Origin of the sequence: Shewanella sp. BF02_Schw (genome assembly GCF_014596695.2) — a bacterium.
Lineage (GTDB): Bacteria > Pseudomonadota > Gammaproteobacteria > Enterobacterales > Shewanellaceae > Shewanella.
Genome location: NZ_JABKAW020000002.1, coordinates 801521 through 822164 on the forward strand (window position 1 = coordinate 801521; position 20644 = coordinate 822164).

The 20644-nt window shown below is 42.7% G+C and carries 14 protein-coding genes; 7 read left to right on the plus strand and 7 right to left on the minus strand.

All coding sequences use genetic code 11. The features are described 5' to 3' along the window. Nucleotides 1-78 precede the first annotated feature (78 nt). A complete protein-coding gene (locus HNW13_RS11875; protein ID WP_011635938.1) occupies nucleotides 79-594 on the plus strand; it encodes an ATP-binding protein in 516 nt (171 codons plus the stop codon). Here HNW13_RS11875 and HNW13_RS11880 read toward each other — a convergent pair. The 6 genes from HNW13_RS11880 to HNW13_RS23730 all read right to left on the minus strand — a co-directional run bounded on the left by HNW13_RS11880 (nucleotide 574) and on the right by HNW13_RS23730 (nucleotide 5371). After that, nucleotides 574-1314, minus strand: a complete 741-nt coding sequence (locus HNW13_RS11880; RefSeq protein ID WP_153009457.1) for an HAD-IA family hydrolase — start codon at nucleotides 1312-1314, stop codon at nucleotides 574-576. The genes HNW13_RS11875 and HNW13_RS11880 overlap by 21 nt on opposite strands. After that, a complete protein-coding gene (xerC, locus tag HNW13_RS11885; RefSeq protein ID WP_192115373.1) occupies nucleotides 1314-2213 on the minus strand; it encodes a tyrosine recombinase XerC in 900 nt (299 codons plus the stop codon). The genes HNW13_RS11880 and xerC overlap by 1 nt, the downstream gene beginning before the upstream one ends. A gap of 93 nt (nucleotides 2214-2306) precedes the next feature. After that, a complete protein-coding gene (locus HNW13_RS11890) occupies nucleotides 2307-2933 on the minus strand; it encodes a DUF484 family protein (protein WP_192115779.1) in 627 nt (208 codons plus the stop codon). A gap of 110 nt (nucleotides 2934-3043) precedes the next feature. Further along, nucleotides 3044-3871, minus strand: a complete 828-nt coding sequence (gene dapF / locus HNW13_RS11895) for a diaminopimelate epimerase (protein ID WP_059747101.1) — start codon at nucleotides 3869-3871, stop codon at nucleotides 3044-3046. Between the two features lie 40 nt (nucleotides 3872-3911). Continuing rightward, nucleotides 3912-5156 carry a diaminopimelate decarboxylase gene (gene lysA, locus HNW13_RS11900; RefSeq protein WP_162022196.1) on the minus strand — a complete coding sequence of 415 codons (1245 nt, stop codon included), beginning with the start codon at nucleotides 5154-5156 and terminating at the stop codon, nucleotides 3912-3914. Between the two features lie 20 nt (nucleotides 5157-5176). After that, nucleotides 5177-5371 carry a lipoprotein gene (locus tag HNW13_RS23730; protein WP_101086281.1) on the minus strand — a complete coding sequence of 65 codons (195 nt, stop codon included), beginning with the start codon at nucleotides 5369-5371 and terminating at the stop codon, nucleotides 5177-5179. A gap of 67 nt (nucleotides 5372-5438) precedes the next feature. On the opposite strand from HNW13_RS23730, the gene cyaY reads away from it, so the two are divergent. Then, nucleotides 5439-5774 (plus strand): iron donor protein CyaY, encoded by a 336-nt coding sequence (gene cyaY, locus HNW13_RS11905; RefSeq protein WP_101086282.1) that lies wholly within the window; start codon nucleotides 5439-5441, stop codon nucleotides 5772-5774. A 70-nt stretch (nucleotides 5775-5844) separates the two neighbouring features. Here cyaY and HNW13_RS11910 read toward each other — a convergent pair whose 3' ends face one another. Beyond that, nucleotides 5845-8304, minus strand: a complete 2460-nt coding sequence (locus HNW13_RS11910; RefSeq protein WP_192115372.1) for a class I adenylate cyclase — start codon at nucleotides 8302-8304, stop codon at nucleotides 5845-5847. Between the two features lie 272 nt (nucleotides 8305-8576). Between HNW13_RS11910 and hemC the strand changes: the two genes are divergently transcribed. The 5 genes from hemC to HNW13_RS11935 all read left to right on the plus strand — a co-directional run bounded on the left by hemC (nucleotide 8577) and on the right by HNW13_RS11935 (nucleotide 20572). Continuing rightward, nucleotides 8577-9506, plus strand: coding sequence for a hydroxymethylbilane synthase (gene hemC, locus HNW13_RS11915; RefSeq protein WP_162022194.1), 930 nt, complete (start codon nucleotides 8577-8579; stop codon nucleotides 9504-9506). A gap of 25 nt (nucleotides 9507-9531) precedes the next feature. Continuing rightward, complete coding sequence (locus HNW13_RS11920) at nucleotides 9532-10251, plus strand: uroporphyrinogen-III synthase (protein ID WP_101086285.1); 720 nt, start codon at nucleotides 9532-9534, stop codon at nucleotides 10249-10251. 85 nt (nucleotides 10252-10336) lie between these two features. After that, nucleotides 10337-11587 (plus strand): uroporphyrinogen-III C-methyltransferase, encoded by a 1251-nt coding sequence (locus tag HNW13_RS11925; RefSeq protein WP_192115371.1) that lies wholly within the window; start codon nucleotides 10337-10339, stop codon nucleotides 11585-11587. Then, nucleotides 11584-12753 carry a heme biosynthesis HemY N-terminal domain-containing protein gene (locus tag HNW13_RS11930; RefSeq protein ID WP_192115370.1) on the plus strand — a complete coding sequence of 390 codons (1170 nt, stop codon included), beginning with the start codon at nucleotides 11584-11586 and terminating at the stop codon, nucleotides 12751-12753. The genes HNW13_RS11925 and HNW13_RS11930 overlap by 4 nt, the downstream gene beginning before the upstream one ends. Nucleotides 12754-13129: 376 nt before the next feature. Continuing rightward, the gene (locus HNW13_RS11935; RefSeq protein WP_208062859.1) at nucleotides 13130-20572 is read left to right on the plus strand and encodes a retention module-containing protein; all 7443 of its coding nucleotides are present in this window, start codon (nucleotides 13130-13132) and stop codon (nucleotides 20570-20572) included. The last annotated feature ends 72 nt before the right edge of the window (nucleotides 20573-20644 follow it).

Below are 20644 nucleotides of genomic sequence, written 5' to 3' on the forward strand. Positions count from 1 at the left end.
TTACGGATTTGCTTCCTTTTTTTTGCGAAACTTCATACAGTACATAATGAGTTTACCGTACTTCAATATGGAGCCTAAATGTCACCTCATCATTACCCAACCTTTGCCCTAGACGACATAGCAAACTTACATGAATCTGCCCAAGTTGAATTTAAGTTAGCAGGTGGAAGAGATGGTAATGGAATGTTGCCCGAAGGCATGTGGGAAAGCTACAGTGCTTTTGCCAACACCTTAGGCGGGGAAATTATTTTAGGGGTAAAAGAGCAGCAAGGTGACTTTACGATTGAGGGAATTATTAATCCGATGCCGATGCTCAGTGAAATTTGGGCAATTTTACATGACCCGAAAAAAATCAGTCACAATATTTTAGCGCCTACCGACGTACAAATTATCGAAATTATGGCTAAAAAGCTGATTCGTATCCATGTGCCCTGCGTGGATGTAAAACTCAGGCCCATCTATGTTGGCACCGATCCTTACAGCGGTACCTATTTTCGAGTGGGCGATGCCGATATGCATGCGAGCCGTGAGCAAGTTGAACAAATGAGCTTAAAAGCCGGTATCGATTTGAAGCTAAAGCAACTGAAGCAGTAAATCTAATTGGTTAATCTCGATATGCGGTAATACTGGTTGCGCCTTTTTATGCCGTTGCTGCATACATGGGTTTAGCCACGCACTTTGACAACCCGCCATTTTAGCTCCAGCGATATCAGACAACGGATGATCGCCCACATGCAATAACGCCGACGGCTTAATATCTAATTGACGACAAGCAAGGCTAAACATGTCGGCGGCAGGTTTCATTTTAACCCCATGGCCAGGATGTAGCACAAACTGCATCACCTTACCTAACCCAATGCGCTGGGTGTCGACATTACCATTAGTGATGCCGATTAGTCGGTACCGTTGGCTTAGGCGTTCTAGTAATCCCAGCACGTTATCATCAATAGTAAAATCACTGCGATGATGATGAAAGCATGTCATGCCATCTTGTGCACCTTGGCTGGCTTCAGTCTCACTATAACCAAAGTGCAAAAGACCTTGATGCAACATGGCATAGCGTGCTGCACTGGTATCATGAGCTAACTCTGGGTGTAGTTTGAACAGTGCATGTTTGAGTTGCTGCCATTGAGCGGTATCCCATGCAGTAGTGGCAGGATAGGCTTGATTAATTAACGAGAACAGCTGCTCACTGGCATGTATTACATAAGGAAGATTATTGTAGAGTGTATCGTCTAAATCAAAACTAATCGCGCTAAAAGGTTGTAGGCGTTGATATTGGATCATCGAAGCTTTAGGCAATTGCAAAGTCATTATTTCCCCCTGTCTTTTTTCGCTCTTGGATGCGCGTTATCGTACACTTTAGCAAGGTGTTGAAAATCTAAACTGGTGTAAATTTGTGTAGTTGATAAGTTCGCATGACCGAGTAACTCTTGTACTGCACGTAAATCTTGGCTTGATTCAAGCATATGAGTTGCAAACGAATGACGCAACTTATGTGGGTGAACTTTTACCGCCATGGCCTGTTCTTGGCCCCACTTAGCCATACGCGCTTGAATACTACGATGAGACAATCGCTTGCCTTGGCTGCTAACAAATAACGCATCCCCAGCTTCTACACAAGGTAACTGGTTACGGCAATTCAACCACGTTTTGATCGCGGTTAATGCCACTTGGCCAATGGGCACAACACGCTGTTTACTGCCCTTACCCATCACTTTAACTTCGCTTTGATCAAACTTAATGTCAACGCAATCTAAACTGGCTAACTCAGCTAAACGTAAGCCACTTGAATAAAATAATTCCATAATGGCTTTATCACGCAAGCTCAAAGGATCATCACCTTCTATGGACAATAAATGGCTGACAGCATCCACATCCATATTTTTCGGTAAGGGTTTATTTTGTTTAGGTGCGCTTAACGTCTGTGCCGGGTTTACGGTGACAGCATCTTCGCGCAGCAAAAAATCAAAAAATTGTTTTAAGGCAGATAAACACAAAGATAATGAACGGGGACTCAGCCCTTTACGGTGTAATGTAGCCAGTACTGCTTGCAGCTGATCACGGCTAACGTCAATCAGTTGAGTTGATTCAGCTAACATGTCTTCGACACGACGTAATTCAAACAGGTAGTTGCGTACGGTATAAGCAGAGAGCTGTCTTTCTGAAGACAAATGTTGGCTAAATATCGCTTGCCAGTCAGTTGGCTTCATCAAGATACTCCCAGATTGTAACGACCAAGACCGCCGTCATTTGAGCTTATTTCATCGTTGAAAAATGCTCATTTAAAACACATAGCTTAACGATTACATTTTCGGCAACATATGATCTAATAAACGACGCAACTGACTGAATAACAATGAGTCCATATCAGGATGGAAATGCGTTGGGTCTTTACTGGCTATAGCAAATATCACTTGGCCATTTTCATCAGATAATTTAGTTAATGCCACAGAACCAACTTCACTACCAAACAAACGTTTAGATTCTGATTGAGTTAACCGGCCAAAATAATAACCACTTTGAACCCGATGACGCCAAATTTTAGCTAATTCGCTGTCGATATCGTGCACAGTAATTAACCTGACATGACTAAAGCCAAACTCGTTTTTTAATCCTTCTGACAACACTAAACGCAGCTCACCCAAATCTTGGCTCGCAAGCATTTTAAACGACAACTCAGTATTATATTTGAATATTCTCTCATTATGAGTGGCGATATTCATTAACGAGGTAATTTCTTCTTCTAGCTGGCTAACACGTTGACGCAACAATTCTTGTCGACGTTCAACTAATGATACCGCGCCACGTTCCGCATGCGGTACACGCATGGCCACTAATAACTCAGGATAACGATTAAAAAAGTCAGGATTATCCAATAAGTATTCGCGGATCAACATTTCATCAAACGGAACTTGTTGTAAGCTAGCCATCATGTCGATGCCAAGATCTTGTCCAATTGAATTAATATCTTTTGCTTGTTCGCTGCTAACCGTATTGTCAGCGGCCACATTAGTCACACTGGCTTTTGAGGTAATGTCACTCATAGTTGTATTTGTCCATCATATACATGTTCTGCCGGTCCGGTCATCCATAACGGCTTACCCTCGCCTTCCCAATTTATGATTAAGCTGCCACCTGGTAAATCGACTCTCACCTGTTTATCGAGCTTATCTTGCAATTGCCCAACCGCTGCCGCGGCACATGCTCCTGTACCGCATGCTAAGGTTTCTGCGGCGCCGCGCTCATACACACGTAACTTAATGTGCCCAGGGTTAATCACTTGCATAAAGCCAACATTCACGCCTTTAGGAAAGCGCTCATGACGAGTCAAGCTACTGCCAATTTCATCTACGTTAACGGCTTGTACGTCTTCCACTTCAATCACACAATGTGGATTACCCATTGAAATGGCACCGCATAAATAAGTTTGCATCGGCGTTTGCAATAAATAGGTTTTTTCGCTTTTTTTAGCTTTAAATGGAATTTGGCTTGGCTCGATAACGGGAACGCCCATATTAACGGTCACGTTACCATCGCGCTCAATGCGTAAAGTTATTTTACCCGAATTAGTGCTCACGCGAATTTTATTCTTTTGCGTTAAACCTTTATTGCGAACAAAACGAGCAAAACAGCGAGCACCATTGCCACACTGTTCAACTTCACTGCCATCGGCATTAAAAATACGATAATGGAAATCTAAATCTGGATCATAAGGCGGCTCAACCAACAAAAGTTGATCAAAACCAATCCCAAAATTCCGATCGGCAAGACGGCGAATTTGTTCAGGCGAAAAAAACACATTTTGTGTTACGCCATCAACGACCATAAAGTCATTACCCAGTCCGTGCATCTTAGTGAAATGGATCACAAAAGTTTCCTTATAAAACGTTATGCCGCTAGCTTACTGCCTATGGCAATAAATGTTCGCCTTGCCAAAGTTGCTCTAGCGTTTCACGCTGACGAACAACAAAATCATTACCACCATCAACCATAATTTCAGCCACTCTTGGGCGAGAATTATAATTTGAGGCCATCGCAAAACCGTAAGCGCCACTTGAGCGTATCGCTAATAAGTCGCCTGATTTAACCGCTAACTGTCTGTCTTTACCCAGAAAGTCACCCGTTTCGCATACTGGACCTACAATATCATAAGCAAAGGTTGGCGCGTCATTTTGTTGTACCGGAATAATATTTTGCCATGCGCTATACAGCGATGGGCGAATAAGATCATTCATTGCACCATCAACAATGGCAAAACGCTTATCACTATTTTCTTTCAGATAAAGCACTTGAGTGACGAAAATCCCTGCATTGGCAGCAATGGCACGACCTGGTTCAAAAATTAACTTCAATTTACGGCCATTTAAGCGATCAAGTAATGCTGCAGCATATACGTCTGGATGTGGCGGAGTTTCATTGTTATATGTTACCCCTAAGCCGCCACCCACATCAAAATGTTCAATTTGAATGCCTAACTCGCCTAAGCGATCGATCAATGCAAGCATGCGGTCCATAGCATCTAAAAATGGCTTTATTTCGGTGAGCTGTGAACCAATATGGCAATCCACACCTTTAACATGTAAATGGACTAATTCTGCTGCACGGGCAAACACCACTTCGGCTTCTTCCATGGCAATGCCAAATTTATTTTCTTTAAGACCTGTTGAAATATATGGATGCGTACCGGCATCAACATCTGGATTAATGCGCAATGAAACTGGTGCCACTTTACCCAAGCGCCTCGCGACGTCATTAAGTTGTTCAAGTTCGGCACTCGACTCGACATTAAAACAGTAAATGCCAATATTCAGAGCTTGCTCCATTTCGGCAACGGTTTTACCCACACCAGAGAAAACCACTTTTTTAGGATCGCCGCCAGCTTGCAGCACACGCGAGAGTTCACCGCCAGAGACAATATCAAAACCACTGCCTAAGCGAGCCAATACATTTAATACCGCAAGGTTTGAATTCGCCTTCACTGCATAACAAATAAGATGCGGATGGTCAGCAACGGCATTATTAAAAGCATGCCAATGGCGCTCTAATGTGGCACGAGAATAAATGTACAACGGCGTACCGTGAGTGTTGGCCAGTTTTGCTACATCGCAGTCTTCTGCGAATAGTGAATTATTTTGATATGAAAAGTAATCCAAAATGCGGTCCCTTATAAATGCTATTCTTGTTGTGAAGTTGAAGGTTGAGAGTCGAGTTCCTCAGTTTGCTTTAGCACATCAGTGCTAGCAGGTTTTGGGGCGACTTTATTGGCCACCGGCTCGGGAGTTTTGTATAAAACGCCTTTTTGACCACATGCGGTTACGAATAGGCTAGCAAGCATAATAAATAAAAGCAGTCTCATTTTTTTCAACATCTGTGCATCTAGTGAATAATGGTCTTATAATCGCATTCATAACGCAGAAAGCAAAGGATAGAAATACATGGCTATTACAGATACTGAGTTTCATCGATTAGCCGATGAAATGTTTGGCGAAATAGAGAACGCGGTAGAAAAAGCGATTGACGAGCAAGATGCCGATGTTGATATCAACGCCAGTGGCAATGTTTTACAGCTGGCTTTTGAAGACAGTTCGCAAATCGTCATCAATAAACAAGAGCCTCTTCATGAAATTTGGCTGGCGACAAAATCAGGTGGTTATCACTTTAATTACAAAGATGGTAAATGGTTAGATACCCGTAATGGCTTGGAATTTATGTCTTTTGTGATTGATGCCATCAATAAACAAAGTGGCATTTTGCTCGAGATAAACGCATAAACCTCGTAAGAACTTAGTGTGTGATAGCACTAAGTGAGTCATTTAATTGTCATTGAGATTGGGCTTTTGCTTAAAATGCTGAGCCCATCTCATCTACTGACAAACCAAAAGGTATTACCGTTAACTTGCCTTCAATATCCACAAGCTGAAAAAACTGCGGCATATTAAACACAGGGGATCGTTGCTTTTGCTCGTCGAATACATACAAATGACTTTCTTTGGCAACAAAATCATTGATACTAGTGTGTTGGTATTGTAAATGCTCAAGCTGATTATGCTCGTCTGCAATGAACACATCGAGCGTTTGAAGACGTTCGCGTAAAAAATACTGCTTCGCCCCCATGGCGATGAACTTTTGGATCACCGATGGCGCATTCAAATGGGAATGGTCAGCTAAATCAGCATACGGCAACACAGACGAATTAAGATTTTCTGTACCTGTTGTGGAATCAATTTTACGATACATCATACCTAGTGAATTGAAATGCATACTATAATGTTGATCGCCTATCGTTATCGGATGCATCAATGTATTTGTCTGATTGACCTTTTTCATTAAACCATAACAACGTAATAGTAAGGTTTTAAGTTGATTAAAAATCGGTTGTTTTAATTTTGCCGAGCAACTAATAATTGATAAATCAACTTGCTCATTTGAACGTTTTAGTCCCAAAATAATAAATGAAATCGCTTCGAGCAATGCGGTTTTCCCATTAAAACGATGACTCTGCCATTCTCCCCAACTGTTTAAACAAACAACCGCCACCGATGACAACATACTAATTTTTGTCTGGCCGAAGGATAGAATGTTGGCATTAACATGTTCCAACATCAGTTCTTGTTCATTCAATTGAGTGGTCGGATCTTTATCCATATTGGTAATCAACACAATTTTTTGATAGCACCATGGTTCACATAAATCACGCTTATAGACCGTTGGTACATTGTGCATAACAGGGATAAGTTTACGCGTTAGGTAACTTAATTTATCAGTCCGCCTTTTGCCTCGTCCAACTTGAAACCATTTAGTCTCTATCGTTGCGAGTCCATTCAACACTGACCAGGCAACTAAACTGCATATATTATCCGCATCGTGAATGGGATGATTATCGAACTCATTTCCTTGATTGCGCACAACAGCTTGAGACGGATCCTGTTCAATATAAGCTTGACGATATAGATAAAAACGTGATGCTTGCTTGCAATGAAAGATAGTCAACGATTTTTCAGCAGTCGATAAACTCCACAAGCGGTTCAGAGGCTGTAATAAATGTTCATCTTCACTAAAATAAGTGTGTAATTTACGCGCCAACAAGCCTAATTCTTCAACCCGCATACGTTCGCTTAGCGTTTGTTTTGAAGCAAATTTTAATAGATTCTTATAACTGACTAATAACAGTTCACTAAGTTGCTGATTGAACCATTTTAACTGACCTGCATGCCAATGAGGGCTATTATCCAATGTGGCCACCAACTCATGACTCCATGTCCACTGCTTAACCAGAGAGCTAATTTTTTCTACCCGCCAGTCCGCTGCACTATGAGGTGATAAACACGATAACGTGACACCCGATTTTAAGTAAAAACAACGCCTGACAATTTCTAAACGATTGTCATCACCTTGAGCAACCAAGTAGGCTTCAATACGCTGATAAAGCAGTAAGTAAGCATCGTTATCAACACTAAAATCTTGTTGTTCACAATATTGCCAAAGTTGTTGGGTAATCAGTGTTGTATGGGGGTATTCCGAAGCATAAGTTTCCAGCAACAACACTTTTAATAATGCTTTATGAGGCTTATTAAGCCCCTTATACAGTTGCCATAATGAGGCGCCAAAATATTCTGCCGCTGGCAAAGAATTGATATCGCCAAGATAAAGTAAATTGACATCAGACTCTGTATTTTGACTGTCGGCATCGGGCCACCAAGCAACAACTTTACCTGTGAGCCGAATGTGAGAACGGTAAAACTCTTCTAATAATAGCCAGTGCTGGCTACTGCCACTATGCTCTAATCCTACTGGCTGACAATTATCAAATGCGCTGCATTCTCTAAATTGCATCGGATGCACCAGATAAAAGTTCACTTCAAACTCAAAACCTGCAAACCAGTCACTGATGAGTTTATTCTTATATTCAATTAATTTAAGCTGCTCTTGAGTCAATTGACTATTGTAAACCAGCCATATATCGACATCACTTTGTGGGTTCTGCCCAAAACTAGCGGTGCTTCCCATGGCATATACGCCTTCAAAAACACAATCACTTGTCTGGTTCGTCTCAGGAATAGATAAAGATAAGAAATCACATGCTGAAATTATCGCATCTGATAAAATAAAACAGTGGACACCACACGGTGTGTCAGGATCAATAATACCGGGAACATCAATTTGATTATGGTGTATTAGGAAGGGAATAAGATGAAATAAATGTTGCTGCAAATTAGTAAGTACATTAAGTGCTCGAGCTAATCTGGTGCAATTTAGTTTTTCAGCTAAATCCTTTTGATAATGTGCCGTTTTATCGGTCAAGGCTGACTTCCTTTTTCTTTCTCTAATGCAATTATCTGGTAACTACTCATTATAAAAGACTAACCGTTAATGGCCATTATTGCCAATCAAGATCACACTTTTGCTTAAATAGTGATCGTCGCAACATTTGTTTTTGTTTAACTCGTCACTAACAAACAATAGTAATCAAAAATAAGCCCTACACACTTCAAACAATTACCATCGATTTGTTACATCAAAGCTTGAGCGATGATAGCATTACCTTAATGAGGCTATCTGATGGATCTACTACCATGTCTGAAAATATAATTCGTATCGCAACACGTAAAAGTCCACTTGCAATGTGGCAAGCTGAATTTGTTAAAGCTGAGCTTGAGCGTATTCATCCTGGACTAACCGTTGAGTTATTACCAATGAGTACTAAAGGTGATGTCATTTTAGATACTCCTTTAGCTAAAATCGGTGGCAAAGGCCTGTTTGTTAAAGAGCTGGAAGTTGCCATGCTTGAAAATCGTGCCGATATTGCAGTGCACTCAATGAAAGACTTACCGGTAGAGTTTCCAGAAGGTTTAGGTTTACAAGTTATATGTGAACGTGAAGACCCGCGTGATGCATTTGTGTCTAACAGTTATAAATCTATCAGCGAATTGCCACAAGGCGCGGTGGTAGGTACATCCAGTTTACGCCGTCAGTGCCAAATTAGAGCTGCTCGTCCTGATTTAGTTATCAAAGATTTACGCGGAAATGTCGGCACCCGTTTAGCCAAGCTAGACAGCGGTGATTATGATGCAATTATTCTAGCAGCCGCCGGATTAATTCGTTTAAAGCTAAAGGAACGTATCGCTAACTTTATTTCTGCCGAAGAATCACTGCCTGCTAATGGCCAAGGTGCCGTAGGAATTGAGTGCCGTACTGATGATGTGCGCGTTAAAACGTTATTAGCACCACTTGAACATTTAGAAACCCGTTATAGAGTACTTGCTGAGCGAGCAATGAATACTCGTTTAGAAGGCGGATGCCAAGTCCCTATCGGTGCTTTTGCTGAAATAAACGGTGATAACTTAACTCTACGAGGTTTAGTTGGTAATCCTGATGGCAGCCAAATAATTGTAGGTACTGTCTCCGGCTCTAAAACCGATGCGGTTGCACTTGGGGAGTCACTTGCAGAGGATTTACTGAGTCGCGGTGCTAAAACTATTTTAGATGCCGTGTATGCCAGTTAATCTTGTGTCATCAAGATAACAGACCATGAAAGTCTTGTTAACGCGCCCACAAGGGCGCAATCAAGCAATGGAAGAGCAACTCTCGCTGCGAGACGTTGCTTATCTTGTTACTCCGCTATTATCGGTTGTAGAAACCACAGAACAACTCGATCCTATCCACTTAAATAACACTGACAACTTACTATTTATTAGCACTAATTCAGTGGACTTTGCTGCGCAAAAATTACAACAACAATTTCCGACTCATTGTCGTTATTTTGCAGTAGGTCAAGCTACGGCAGATAGCCTAGCTCAATACAATATCAATGCTTTTACCTCACCTGAAGACAATCAAGATAGTGAAGGTTTATTATCGCTAGCTCAATTACAGAATGTCGATAAACAGTCATTTATCATTGTTCGGGGTTTAGGCGGACGAGAAACACTTGCGGAGCAGTTACGACTGCGAGGCGCCAATGTTAACTATTGGCAAGTCTATCAACGAGCCATACCAAAACTTGACGCTAAAGCGATAACTCAGCAGTGGGAATCGTTTGGAATTGACACCATCGTTGTCACCAGCGGTGAAATATTATCCAACTTAGTTGAGCTTGTACCAAAAGAATTATTTGCATGGCTACGTGCATGTCATATTATAGTCCCCAGTAATCGCGTCGAATTACAAGCAAAAGCAATGGGCTTAAGCCACATTACCAATGCAAATGGAGCAAATACTCAAGCTATACTAGCGAGTCTTGCGTTATAATTTGTTATTGTATTGTTATCTTGCATCGACACGCATTTATTAATATTGCTTTTATTGGTTGTATTTTTGCTTTCAAGGACTGTTCATGGAAAACAATAAAAAAGATCCAAACCCGCCAGCTCACAAGGATGAGAAAGTAATTTCTCCTGCACCAAGTCCTGTAGAAAAACCGGCACAGACCAAAAAAGGCAATGCAACCAGCCAAAAATCTGCTGACAGCAAAACCAATAATAACCAGGCAAACTCCTCTGCTAATTCACCTGTAAATAATAGTCGACGCAAAGCGAAACCTAGTTCTTGGTGGATCCGTCTTGGAGTACTGTTCAGTTTACTCGTAGCAATAGTGGCTATTGCAGCTTGTTATTGGCTGTATTTGCAACTGGATCAACAAAGTAATGGCCAAACTCAGTTAGGGCAAAATATCTCTGAGCAAGTAACCCAAAATAAATCGTTAAAATATGAATTACAGCAAACGGCAATGGCAACGAATAAACGCATTGGCACGTTAGAGCAACAACAACTGAATGATACCAAAGCTTATGCGAAATTAGCCCAACTGCAGCAGTCGAATAAACAATTGCAAGAGCGTGTTGCGGTGATTGCACAGCGCAGCCCTAACCATTGGATGGCATCAGAAGCTGAATACCTTGTACGCATGGCGGGTAGAAAACTGTGGTTAGAAAACGATCCACAAACCGCTATTGGTTTATTACAATCGGCAGATGAACGCATTAGTGCGATGAAAGATCCTGCATTAACAGTATTACGCAAAGCGTTAGCAGATGACATCACCAAAGTTAAAGCATTAAAAACGACTGACATCACCAATACTATCTTTGACTTAGATACCCTTATTGATGGCTTAACACAATTACCATTAAATCGTGTTGATGAAAATTTTGCTGACAATAAAAGCACTCAACAAGTAACTGATTCAATTGATGACTGGCAACAGAATTTGGCCCGAACTTGGCACGATTTAACTGATGGATTCATCACTATCCGTAAACGGACTACTGATCTAGAACCACTATTATCACCTGAGCAGCAATGGTATTTGGTCGAAAATATTCGCAACAAATTATTGCAAGCACAATTAGCATTGTACCGATTTGATCAACTGAATTATCAACACTCTATTTCATTAGCAGACAAGTGGTTACAACAGTATTTTGACTTAAGTGATCCAAAGACCAAAACAATGATTGCGTCTTTAGATAAGCTTGCCAAAGTTAACATCGAGAAGATTACCCTCAATAAATTTCAAGCATCGCCACTACTGCAGCAACTGGTTATCTATGGTGAAATTATGCCTACTGGGGAGCCTACGCAATGATTAAGACGCTAGTTTATGTTGTTCTCATTTTAATTGGACTGTGTCTTAGTCCACTCATTATTGGGCAAAGCGGTTACATTTACATCGCGATGGGTGACTATCAGATAGAAACCAGCTTAGTGACAGGTGTTGTTGGCTTAATTGTGTTTTATTTTGCGCTGCAATTACTCGAATGGTTAATCATCTTGTTATTAAATATCGTATTAAGTAGCCGATATCTTCCTGAGCAATGGCGAAGAAAAGCCGCTAAAAAACATACGTTAATCGGCGCTTTAGCGTTGGCAGAAGAAGATTGGTCAGCAGCAGAAAAAGCCATGGCAAAAGGGGCTGAAAAAGGTGAAATTCCGGTATTAAATCTATTTGCAGCAGCTAGAGCGGCACACTATCAAGGTGATATTACAGCTCGCGATCATTATTTAACTCAAGCTGAGAAAAACCCAATTGCAAAAACAGCGGTTTATACTTCGCGTACCCGTTATTTAATGAAACAAGGTGAACTGATTAAGGCCCGTGCAATATTAGATAAGCTGAACCCTACAAGCAAAAGTAGCTCCCCAGTGCTTAAATTGGCACAAGAATTATATCAACAACAACACGATTGGCAGGCATTGAAGTTGTTGTTACCAATTCTTAAAAAGCGTCAATTATTAGCTGAAACAGAGTTCAACCAATTAAATACTAAGACCAACAGTATTTTAATGATCAATGCAGCAAAAGTATCTGAAGCTGAGTTAACTAAATGTTGGCATTGGTTAAATAAGTCAGAACGTAAAGAGGATGAACTTATATTAGCTTATGCTCATGGACTTGTTCAGTATGGTCATAAAGATCAAGCGCTAAAGTTAATTAATAAACAACTCAATGCTTCGCCATCAGCAGCGTTATTTACAGCAATACCTGATTTAATTACCGCTCAAGATCAAGATATACGTAAATTACTCAGTAAATTAGAAACCACTCATGAAAATGATGCTGACTATCAAATGTGCCTTGCAAGACTAGCGATTCAGAGTCGGGATACTAAACAAGCCAAAATTCATTGGCAAAATGTATGTCGCATAGCACCAACCCATCAATCATGGCTGGCTTTAGCCCAAGCACAAGAACAGTTAGGCGAAAATTCGACAGCGGCTCATAGCTATCGCAATGCAGCTAATATTCTGTAAACAATAAGTATTATTTTTGTACACATCCAAAGCCTGCAATCTTGCAGGCTTTTTTGTCATCAATTTGTTCATTTTATGTTATATCTGCCGATATAATGGTGGCAGAGCTAATCCGTAATTGTGAACTTTTTATGACGGAGAAACGTGTGGTATCAGTTTATGCTCTGTGGTATTTATCTATTTTATAACTCTATCTTCAATAATATATTTAACGTTGGTACAACGTCAAAAAATTGACTACTTTAGCAGCGGATGATATTATTAACATATTGTGTCTAAATTAATTTTAATGTTAATACTAGTATTTAATTAAGCATATATTATGCATATTAATGTATTGGTATTATAAGTGTATTAAAGCTGTTGGGAGCTTCAAATGGGATCAATGACTACGTCAAAAAATGGAATACTTTCTGCTTCGGAAGGTTCAGTAACAATAACGATTAACAATGAAACTAAGGAACTACAACTCGGTCAAGTTGTGCCGACTGGTGCAATAGTTGCCAGCAGTAATAACCTTGGTTTCGTGATTACGTTTGATGACGGCACTATTTTTAATAGCGCTAACATTCCTAATGACGAATCGATTAATACATTAGCCGATAACATCGATGATACAGTAGTTGAACAAGTAGCAGATCAACAAGCTTTAGATGAAATCGAAGCTTTACAGGCATTGATTGCGTCTGGAGAAGACCCAACTGCAGATTTACCAGAAACCGCGGCTGGCACCCCAACGGCCAACCAAGGTGATTTTGGTTATATTGCTGTAACAAGAGATGGTGACGAAACACTTGCGGATTCTGGCTACGACACAACCGGACAAGCTGCTGCCCCAACAGCAGTCATTCAAGAAGAAGCTCTTACTGAAAATGATTCCCCATCAGTATTATTAAATGACACTATTACAGTCGGCGAAGATCAAGTTGCTTCTGGCAATGTGTTAGCTAATGACACCGATGCCGACACAGATTTAAGCGTCGTTACATTTGAAGTTGACGGCCAGACCTATCCTGCAGGCACTGAAGTCACGCTTGAGGGTGGTGTGCTAATCATCAATGAAGATGGCTCTTATACCTTCACTCCAAATGAAAACTGGAACGGTACAGTTCCTGTTATTACTTACACCACCAATACTGGTGTTACCGCTACATTAACTATTGAAATCACCCCAGTTGATGATGCGTCCGTTTTGGTCAACGATACCAATACTGTTGCTGAAGACAGTGTAGCAACAGGTAACGTATTAGATAACGACGGTGATGTTGATTCAGATTTAAGCGTGGTGACATTTGAAGTTGACGGCCAAACCTATCCTGCCGGCACTGAAGTCACACTAGATGGCGGTGTACTGATCATCAATGAAGATGGCTCTTATACCTTCACCCCAAATGAAAACTGGAACGGTCAAGTTCCTGTCATTACTTACACGACTAACACTGGTGTTACCGCTACATTAACTATTGAAATCACCCCAGTTGATGATGCGTCCGTTTTGGTCAACGACACCAATACTGTTGCTGAAGACAGTGTAGCAACGGGTAACGTATTAGATAACGACGGTGATGTTGATTCAGATTTAAGCGTGGTGACATTTGAAGTTGACGGCCAGACCTATCCTGCAGGCACTGAAGTCACGCTTGAGGGTGGTGTGCTAATCATCAATGAAGATGGCTCTTATACCTTCACTCCGAATGAAAACTGGAACGGTACCGTTCCTGTTATTACTTACACGACTAACACTGGTGAAAAAGCAACATTAACCATTGAAGTAACGCCAGCCAACGATGCGCCGACCATTGATGTGGTCGCCAATGACTTTACTGAAAACAGCGCCGTCGATGGCGATGTGGCTGCAACCTACACCACCTTTGATGAAGACGGTGATTTACTGACGGTTGACTTTACCCCTGGCAGCAATGACGACGGTTACTACGCGTTGGTGAACGGCGAAGTGGTATTAACCCAAGCTGGTGCTGACTTGGTTAACAACGGCGGCACGCTGCCGGCGGTTGATTTAACCGTTTCTGATGGCAGCTTAACCGGTCAAGACAGTGACACTCCGGTGATCACTCCGACCAACGATGCGCCTACCATTGATGTGGTCGCCAATGACTTTACTGAAAACAGCGCCGTCGATGGCGATGTGGCCGCAACCTACACCACCTTTGATGAAGACGGTGATACACTGACGGTGGACTTCACCCCAGGCAGCAATGACGACGGTTACTACGCGTTGGTGAACGGCGAAGTGGTGTTAACCCAAGCTGGTGCTGACTTGGTTAACAACGGCGGCACGCTGCCACCGGTTGATTTAACCGTTTCTGATGGCAGCTTAACGGGCCAAGACAGTGACACTCCGGTGATCACTCCGACCAACGATGCGCCTACCATTGATGTGGTCGCCAATGACTTTACTGAAAACAGCGCCGTTGATGGCGATGTGGCAGCAACCTACACCACCTTTGATGAAGACGGCGATTTACTGACGGTTGACTTTACTCCTGGCAGCAATGACGACGGTTACTACGCGTTGGTTAACGGCGAAGTGGTATTAACCCAAGCGGGTGCTGACTTGGTTAACAACGGCGGCACGCTGCCGGCGGTTGATTTAACCGTCTCTGATGGCAGCTTAACGGGCCAAGACAGTGACACTCCGGTGATCACTCCGACCAACGATGCGCCTACCATTGATGTGGTCGCCAATGACTTTACTGAAAACAGCGTCGTTGATGGCGATGTGGCAGCAACCTACACCACCTTTGATGAAGACGGCGATTTACTGACGGTTGACTTTACTCCTGGCAGCAATGACGACGGTTACTACGCGTTGGTTAACGGCGAAGTGGTATTAACCCAAGCGGGTGCTGACTTGGTTAACAACGGCGGCACGCTGCCGGCGGTTGATTTAACCGTTTCTGATGGCAGCTTAACCGGCCAAGACAGTGACACTCCGGTGATCACTGCAATGAATGATGACTTCACTGATAACAATGAAACCCGCAGCATTGCAGAAGACAGCCCTGAAGTGACCGGTAATGTGATTGACGGCACCAGTGACGATGGCCCGATTACCGTCACCACCTTTACTGTCGCGGGCGATGCAACCGTGCATACCGCTGATGGAACCGATGTGGTGATCGCCGGTGTCGGTACCTTTAGCCTGGACAGTGATGGCGTTTACACCTTTACCCCTGCCAGCAATTACAATGGCGCGGTGCCGGTTGTCACGTACACCTTAACCGATGGCTCTGGCGCCAATGACACCTCAACATTGAGCTTAACGGTCACGCCGGTGAACGATGATTTCACTGATAACAATGAAACCCGCAGCATTGCAGAAGACAGCCCTGAAGTGACCGGTAATGTGATTGACGGCACCAGTGTGGATGGCCCGATTACCGTCACCACCTTTACTGTTGCGGGCGATGCAACCGTGCATACCGCTGATGGAACCGATGTGGTGATCGCCGGTGTCGGTACCTTTAGCCTGGACAGTGATGGCGTTTACACCTTTACCCCTGCCAGCAATTACAATGGCGCGGTGCCGGTTGTCACGTACACCTTAACCGATGGCTCTGGCGCCAATGACACCTCAACATTGAGCTTAACGGTCACGCCGGTGAACGATGATTTCACTGATAACAATGAAACCCGCAGCATTGCAGAAGACAGCCCTGAAGTGACCGGTAATGTGATTGACGGCACCAGTGTGGATGGCCCGATTACCGTCACCACCTTTACTGTTGCGGGCGATGCAACCGTGCATACCGCTGATGGAACCGATGTGGTGATCGCCGGTGTCGGTACCTTTAGCCTGGACAGTGATGGCGTTTACACCTTTACCCCTGCCAGCAATTACAATGGCGCGGTGCCGGTTGTCACGTACACCTTAACCGATGGCTCTGGCGCCAATGACACCTCAACATTGAGCTTAACGGTCACGCCGGTGAACGATGATTTCACTGATAACAATGAAACCCGCAGCATTGCAGAAGACAGCCCTGAAGTGACCGGTAATGTGATTGACGGCACCAGTGTGGATGGCCCGATTACCGTCACCACCTTTACTGTTGCGGGCGATGCAACCGTGCATACCGCTGATGGAACCGATGTGGTGATCGCCGGTGTCGGTACCTTTAGCCTGGACAGTGATGGCGTTTACACCTTTACCCCTGCCAGCAATTACAATGGCGCGGTGCCGGTTGTCACGTACACCTTAACCGATGGCTCTGGCGCCAATGACACCTCAACATTGAGCTTAACGGTCACGCCGGTGAACGATGATTTCACTGATAACAATGAAACCCGCAGCATTGCAGAAGACAGCCCTGAAGTGACCGGTAATGTGATTGACGGCACCAGTGTGGATGGCCCGATTACCGTCACCACCTTTACTGTCGCGGGCGATGCAACCGTGCATACCGCTGATGGAACCGATGTGGTGATCGCCGGTGTCGGTACCTTTAGCCTGGACAGTGATGGCGTTTACACCTTTACCCCTGCCAGCAATTACAATGGCGCGGTGCCGGTTGTCACGTACACCTTAACCGATGGCTCTGGCGCCAATGACACCTCAACATTGAGCTTAACGGTCACGCCGGTGAACGATGATTTCACTGATAACAATGAAACCCGCAGCATTGCAGAAGACAGCCCTGAAGTGACCGGTAATGTGATTGACGGCACCAGTGTGGATGGCCCGATTACCGTCACCACCTTTACTGTTGCGGGCGATGCAACCGTGCATACCGCTGATGGAACCGATGTGGTGATTGCCGGTGTCGGTACCTTTAGCCTGGACAGTGATGGCGTTTACACCTTTACCCCTGCCAGCAATTACAATGGCGCGGTGCCGGTTGTCACGTACACCTTAACCGATGGCTCTGGCGCCAATGACACCTCAACATTGAGCTTAACGGTCACGCCGGTGAACGATGCCCCAGTCATTGACGATTACACCTCCACTATCAATGACTCCATTGCAAATGGCACTAATGTATATAACGTTAACGAAGCGAATACCGGAAATGATACTGATATAGACGGTGACACGTTGTCTTATTCTTTTGTGCTTGCTAATGGATCAAATAGTCTAATAAGTGAAGATGGTGCATTTATCATTAATGCTCAAACTGGCGTAATTTCAGTTAATGACACAACTAAAATTGACTACGACAATGGCAGCCAAATTAATTTAACGGTTAAAACAAGTGATGGCAGTTTAACTGATACCGCAATTGTTACTTTTGATCTTAACAATGTTGATGCTAATGATGACCTTCCTGGTACATCATTTAGTGTGACTTCAGGTGCAACTAACGCTTGGACAATTCCTCAATCAAACGGCCAGAGCTTAATGAAAATATCAGCTCGTACAGCTGATGGCTCAATGGGTGTAGTTAACATTGAATCTGGTACTAACAAACTCGGTGTCGCAGGCTCACCACGAACTTCAGACCAAATTGCCGGACAAATCGAATATGATTCAGCTACCGCGACATCTGAATCAATTGTGATTGACTTTAATGGTTTAGTTAATAAGGCGACATTTAGTGTTTCAAACATGTTCTCTAATGAAAATAATGGTGAACAAGGTGTTTGGAAGGCTTATTACAATGGTCAATTAGTTGCAAGTGAAACGTTTAAGACGACTTCAGGTGACGCAGGTACTTTCAGTATTGATACCGGTAATATTGTCTTCGACCAACTGGTATTTGAAGCAACTAAAACCATTAGTGAAGCAAATGGTGGCGCAGCATTAACTGACTCATCTGATTATTTCCTGACAAATGTTGCCGCATCTGGTCCTGCTATTATGGGAACCTACTTAGTGTCAGAAGATGGCGTATTAACCATTTCGAACACGAGTCAAGGTCTACTTAATAATGACTCTGATGCCCAGGGAAACACATTTGCTCTAACTGGAGTAAATGGTTCAATAGTTACAGATGGTCAGGTAGTTATATTACCAAGCGGCGCACTGCTAACTATTCACAGTGATGGTACTTATTCTTATGACACAAACGATTCATTTGAAGCACTGACTGCTGGGCAACTTGCAACGGATACCTTTACTTATACAGTAACAGATCAATATGGTGCTACCGACACAGCGACAGTGACGATTAACATTGTTGGAGAAGCTGACGCTAGCTCCACTTATGTCAGTTATAACGGCAATCCGGGTAATGACGTGATTAAAGGAACGCCAAATAACGATATTATTGTCAGTGATCAACAAGGTTTACAGATTGTTGCTGGAGAAAATTACAATATAGCCTTTATTTTTGATACTTCAGGCAGTATGTCCGGTGTTATTGCTGAAGCTAAAACGCAATTGGAAGCGGTATTTGAGTCTCTAGCAAATAGCGCAACAAGCTCTCATAGCGGTATTGTAAATGTGTTACTGACTAACTTTGCATCAGGCTCAAATTACTCTGTTTCAGTAAATATGGACGACTCAAATGCGGTCCAAACACTGCTTACTGAATTAGCAAAAATGAGCGCGAGTGGTTCTACTAACTATGAAGCTGGTTTTGAGTCTGCAATAAATTGGTTTACTAGCAGCACAGTGTTAAATAATGTTGGAAATAATATTTCTTACTTCATTACTGATGGTTCACCAAATGCGCAAACAATTGATACTAATACTTCAACAGTATTAATGAGTTATGATGTTACGACCAGTAGCTATCAAACCTTAAGTAGTTTGTTGACCTCTAATAACTATTCTAAAGGCCAAGTCATCAGCATAGATGGTCAAGTCATTGTCAATGCTAGCGGTGCAGTGTATTCACCATACACAGGCGCTAAAATTGGCCAATTAAGCTTTAACACTGATAATAGTGTTAAAAGCTTTACAGACAATGGAACAAATACAACCGCACAGGCGCTACATGCATTTAACTTACTCGCTGCAGTTTCGGAAGTTGAAGCAATCAGCTTAGCCAGTGCAAACGGTGGCACCACTGTTAATGAAGCTAACTTGAAGCTATACGATACAGACGGCAATGTTCGTGCGTCGATTGATGTATCTGATTTATCAAGCATCATCACAGGTTCTGAGACATTACAATCACAAGGTGACGACAATACTGTCGGGAACCAAGGTGATGACATTATCTTTGGTGACTTAGTTCGATTTAGCGGTTCATCAGAGCAAGGGTATGTCGCTTTACAAACCTATGTTGCAGATAAAACGGGCCAAAATGTTGGTGATGTTGATGTAAGAGCAGTGCATGATTACATTCGTGACCATGTAAATGAGTTTAATATCAACAACCAAAATGATGGTAACGACATTCTTGATGGCGGTATTGGTGACGATATTCTGTTTGGCCAAGGTGGCAACGATGTTATCTATGGTGGTGAAGGTAATGACGTTCTTATTGGCGGCCTAGGTAATGACACTCTGATTGGTGGCTTGGGTAACGATACCTTTGTATGGTCTAAGGGCGATACTGGTACCGATACGATTAAAGACTTCGAAGTCAATAATGACTCCCTTCATATCAGTGATTTATTGCAGAATGAACAGAACGGCGATTTAGATAACTACTTAGATTTCTCGTTCAGTAATGGCAGCACGACAATTTCTATCGATGCCGACCATAATGGTAGTATTGACCAAGTTATTGTTCTGGATGGTGTAGATCTGTCGCAAGAATACGGTAGCACCACAGACGGAGTGATCATTAATGGTTTACTTAATGATGGTGCACTCATTGTAGATACTGCAACCGTCAACCCTGCTCCATCGCCAGGAACCAGTCATGCTGATCTATTTGATCAACATAATGGAAATATTATTCCTTAATAACAACAAATTGACAGCGTCACATAGTATTATGTGGCGCATATTTGATTATTCTAACAATACACATTAAGG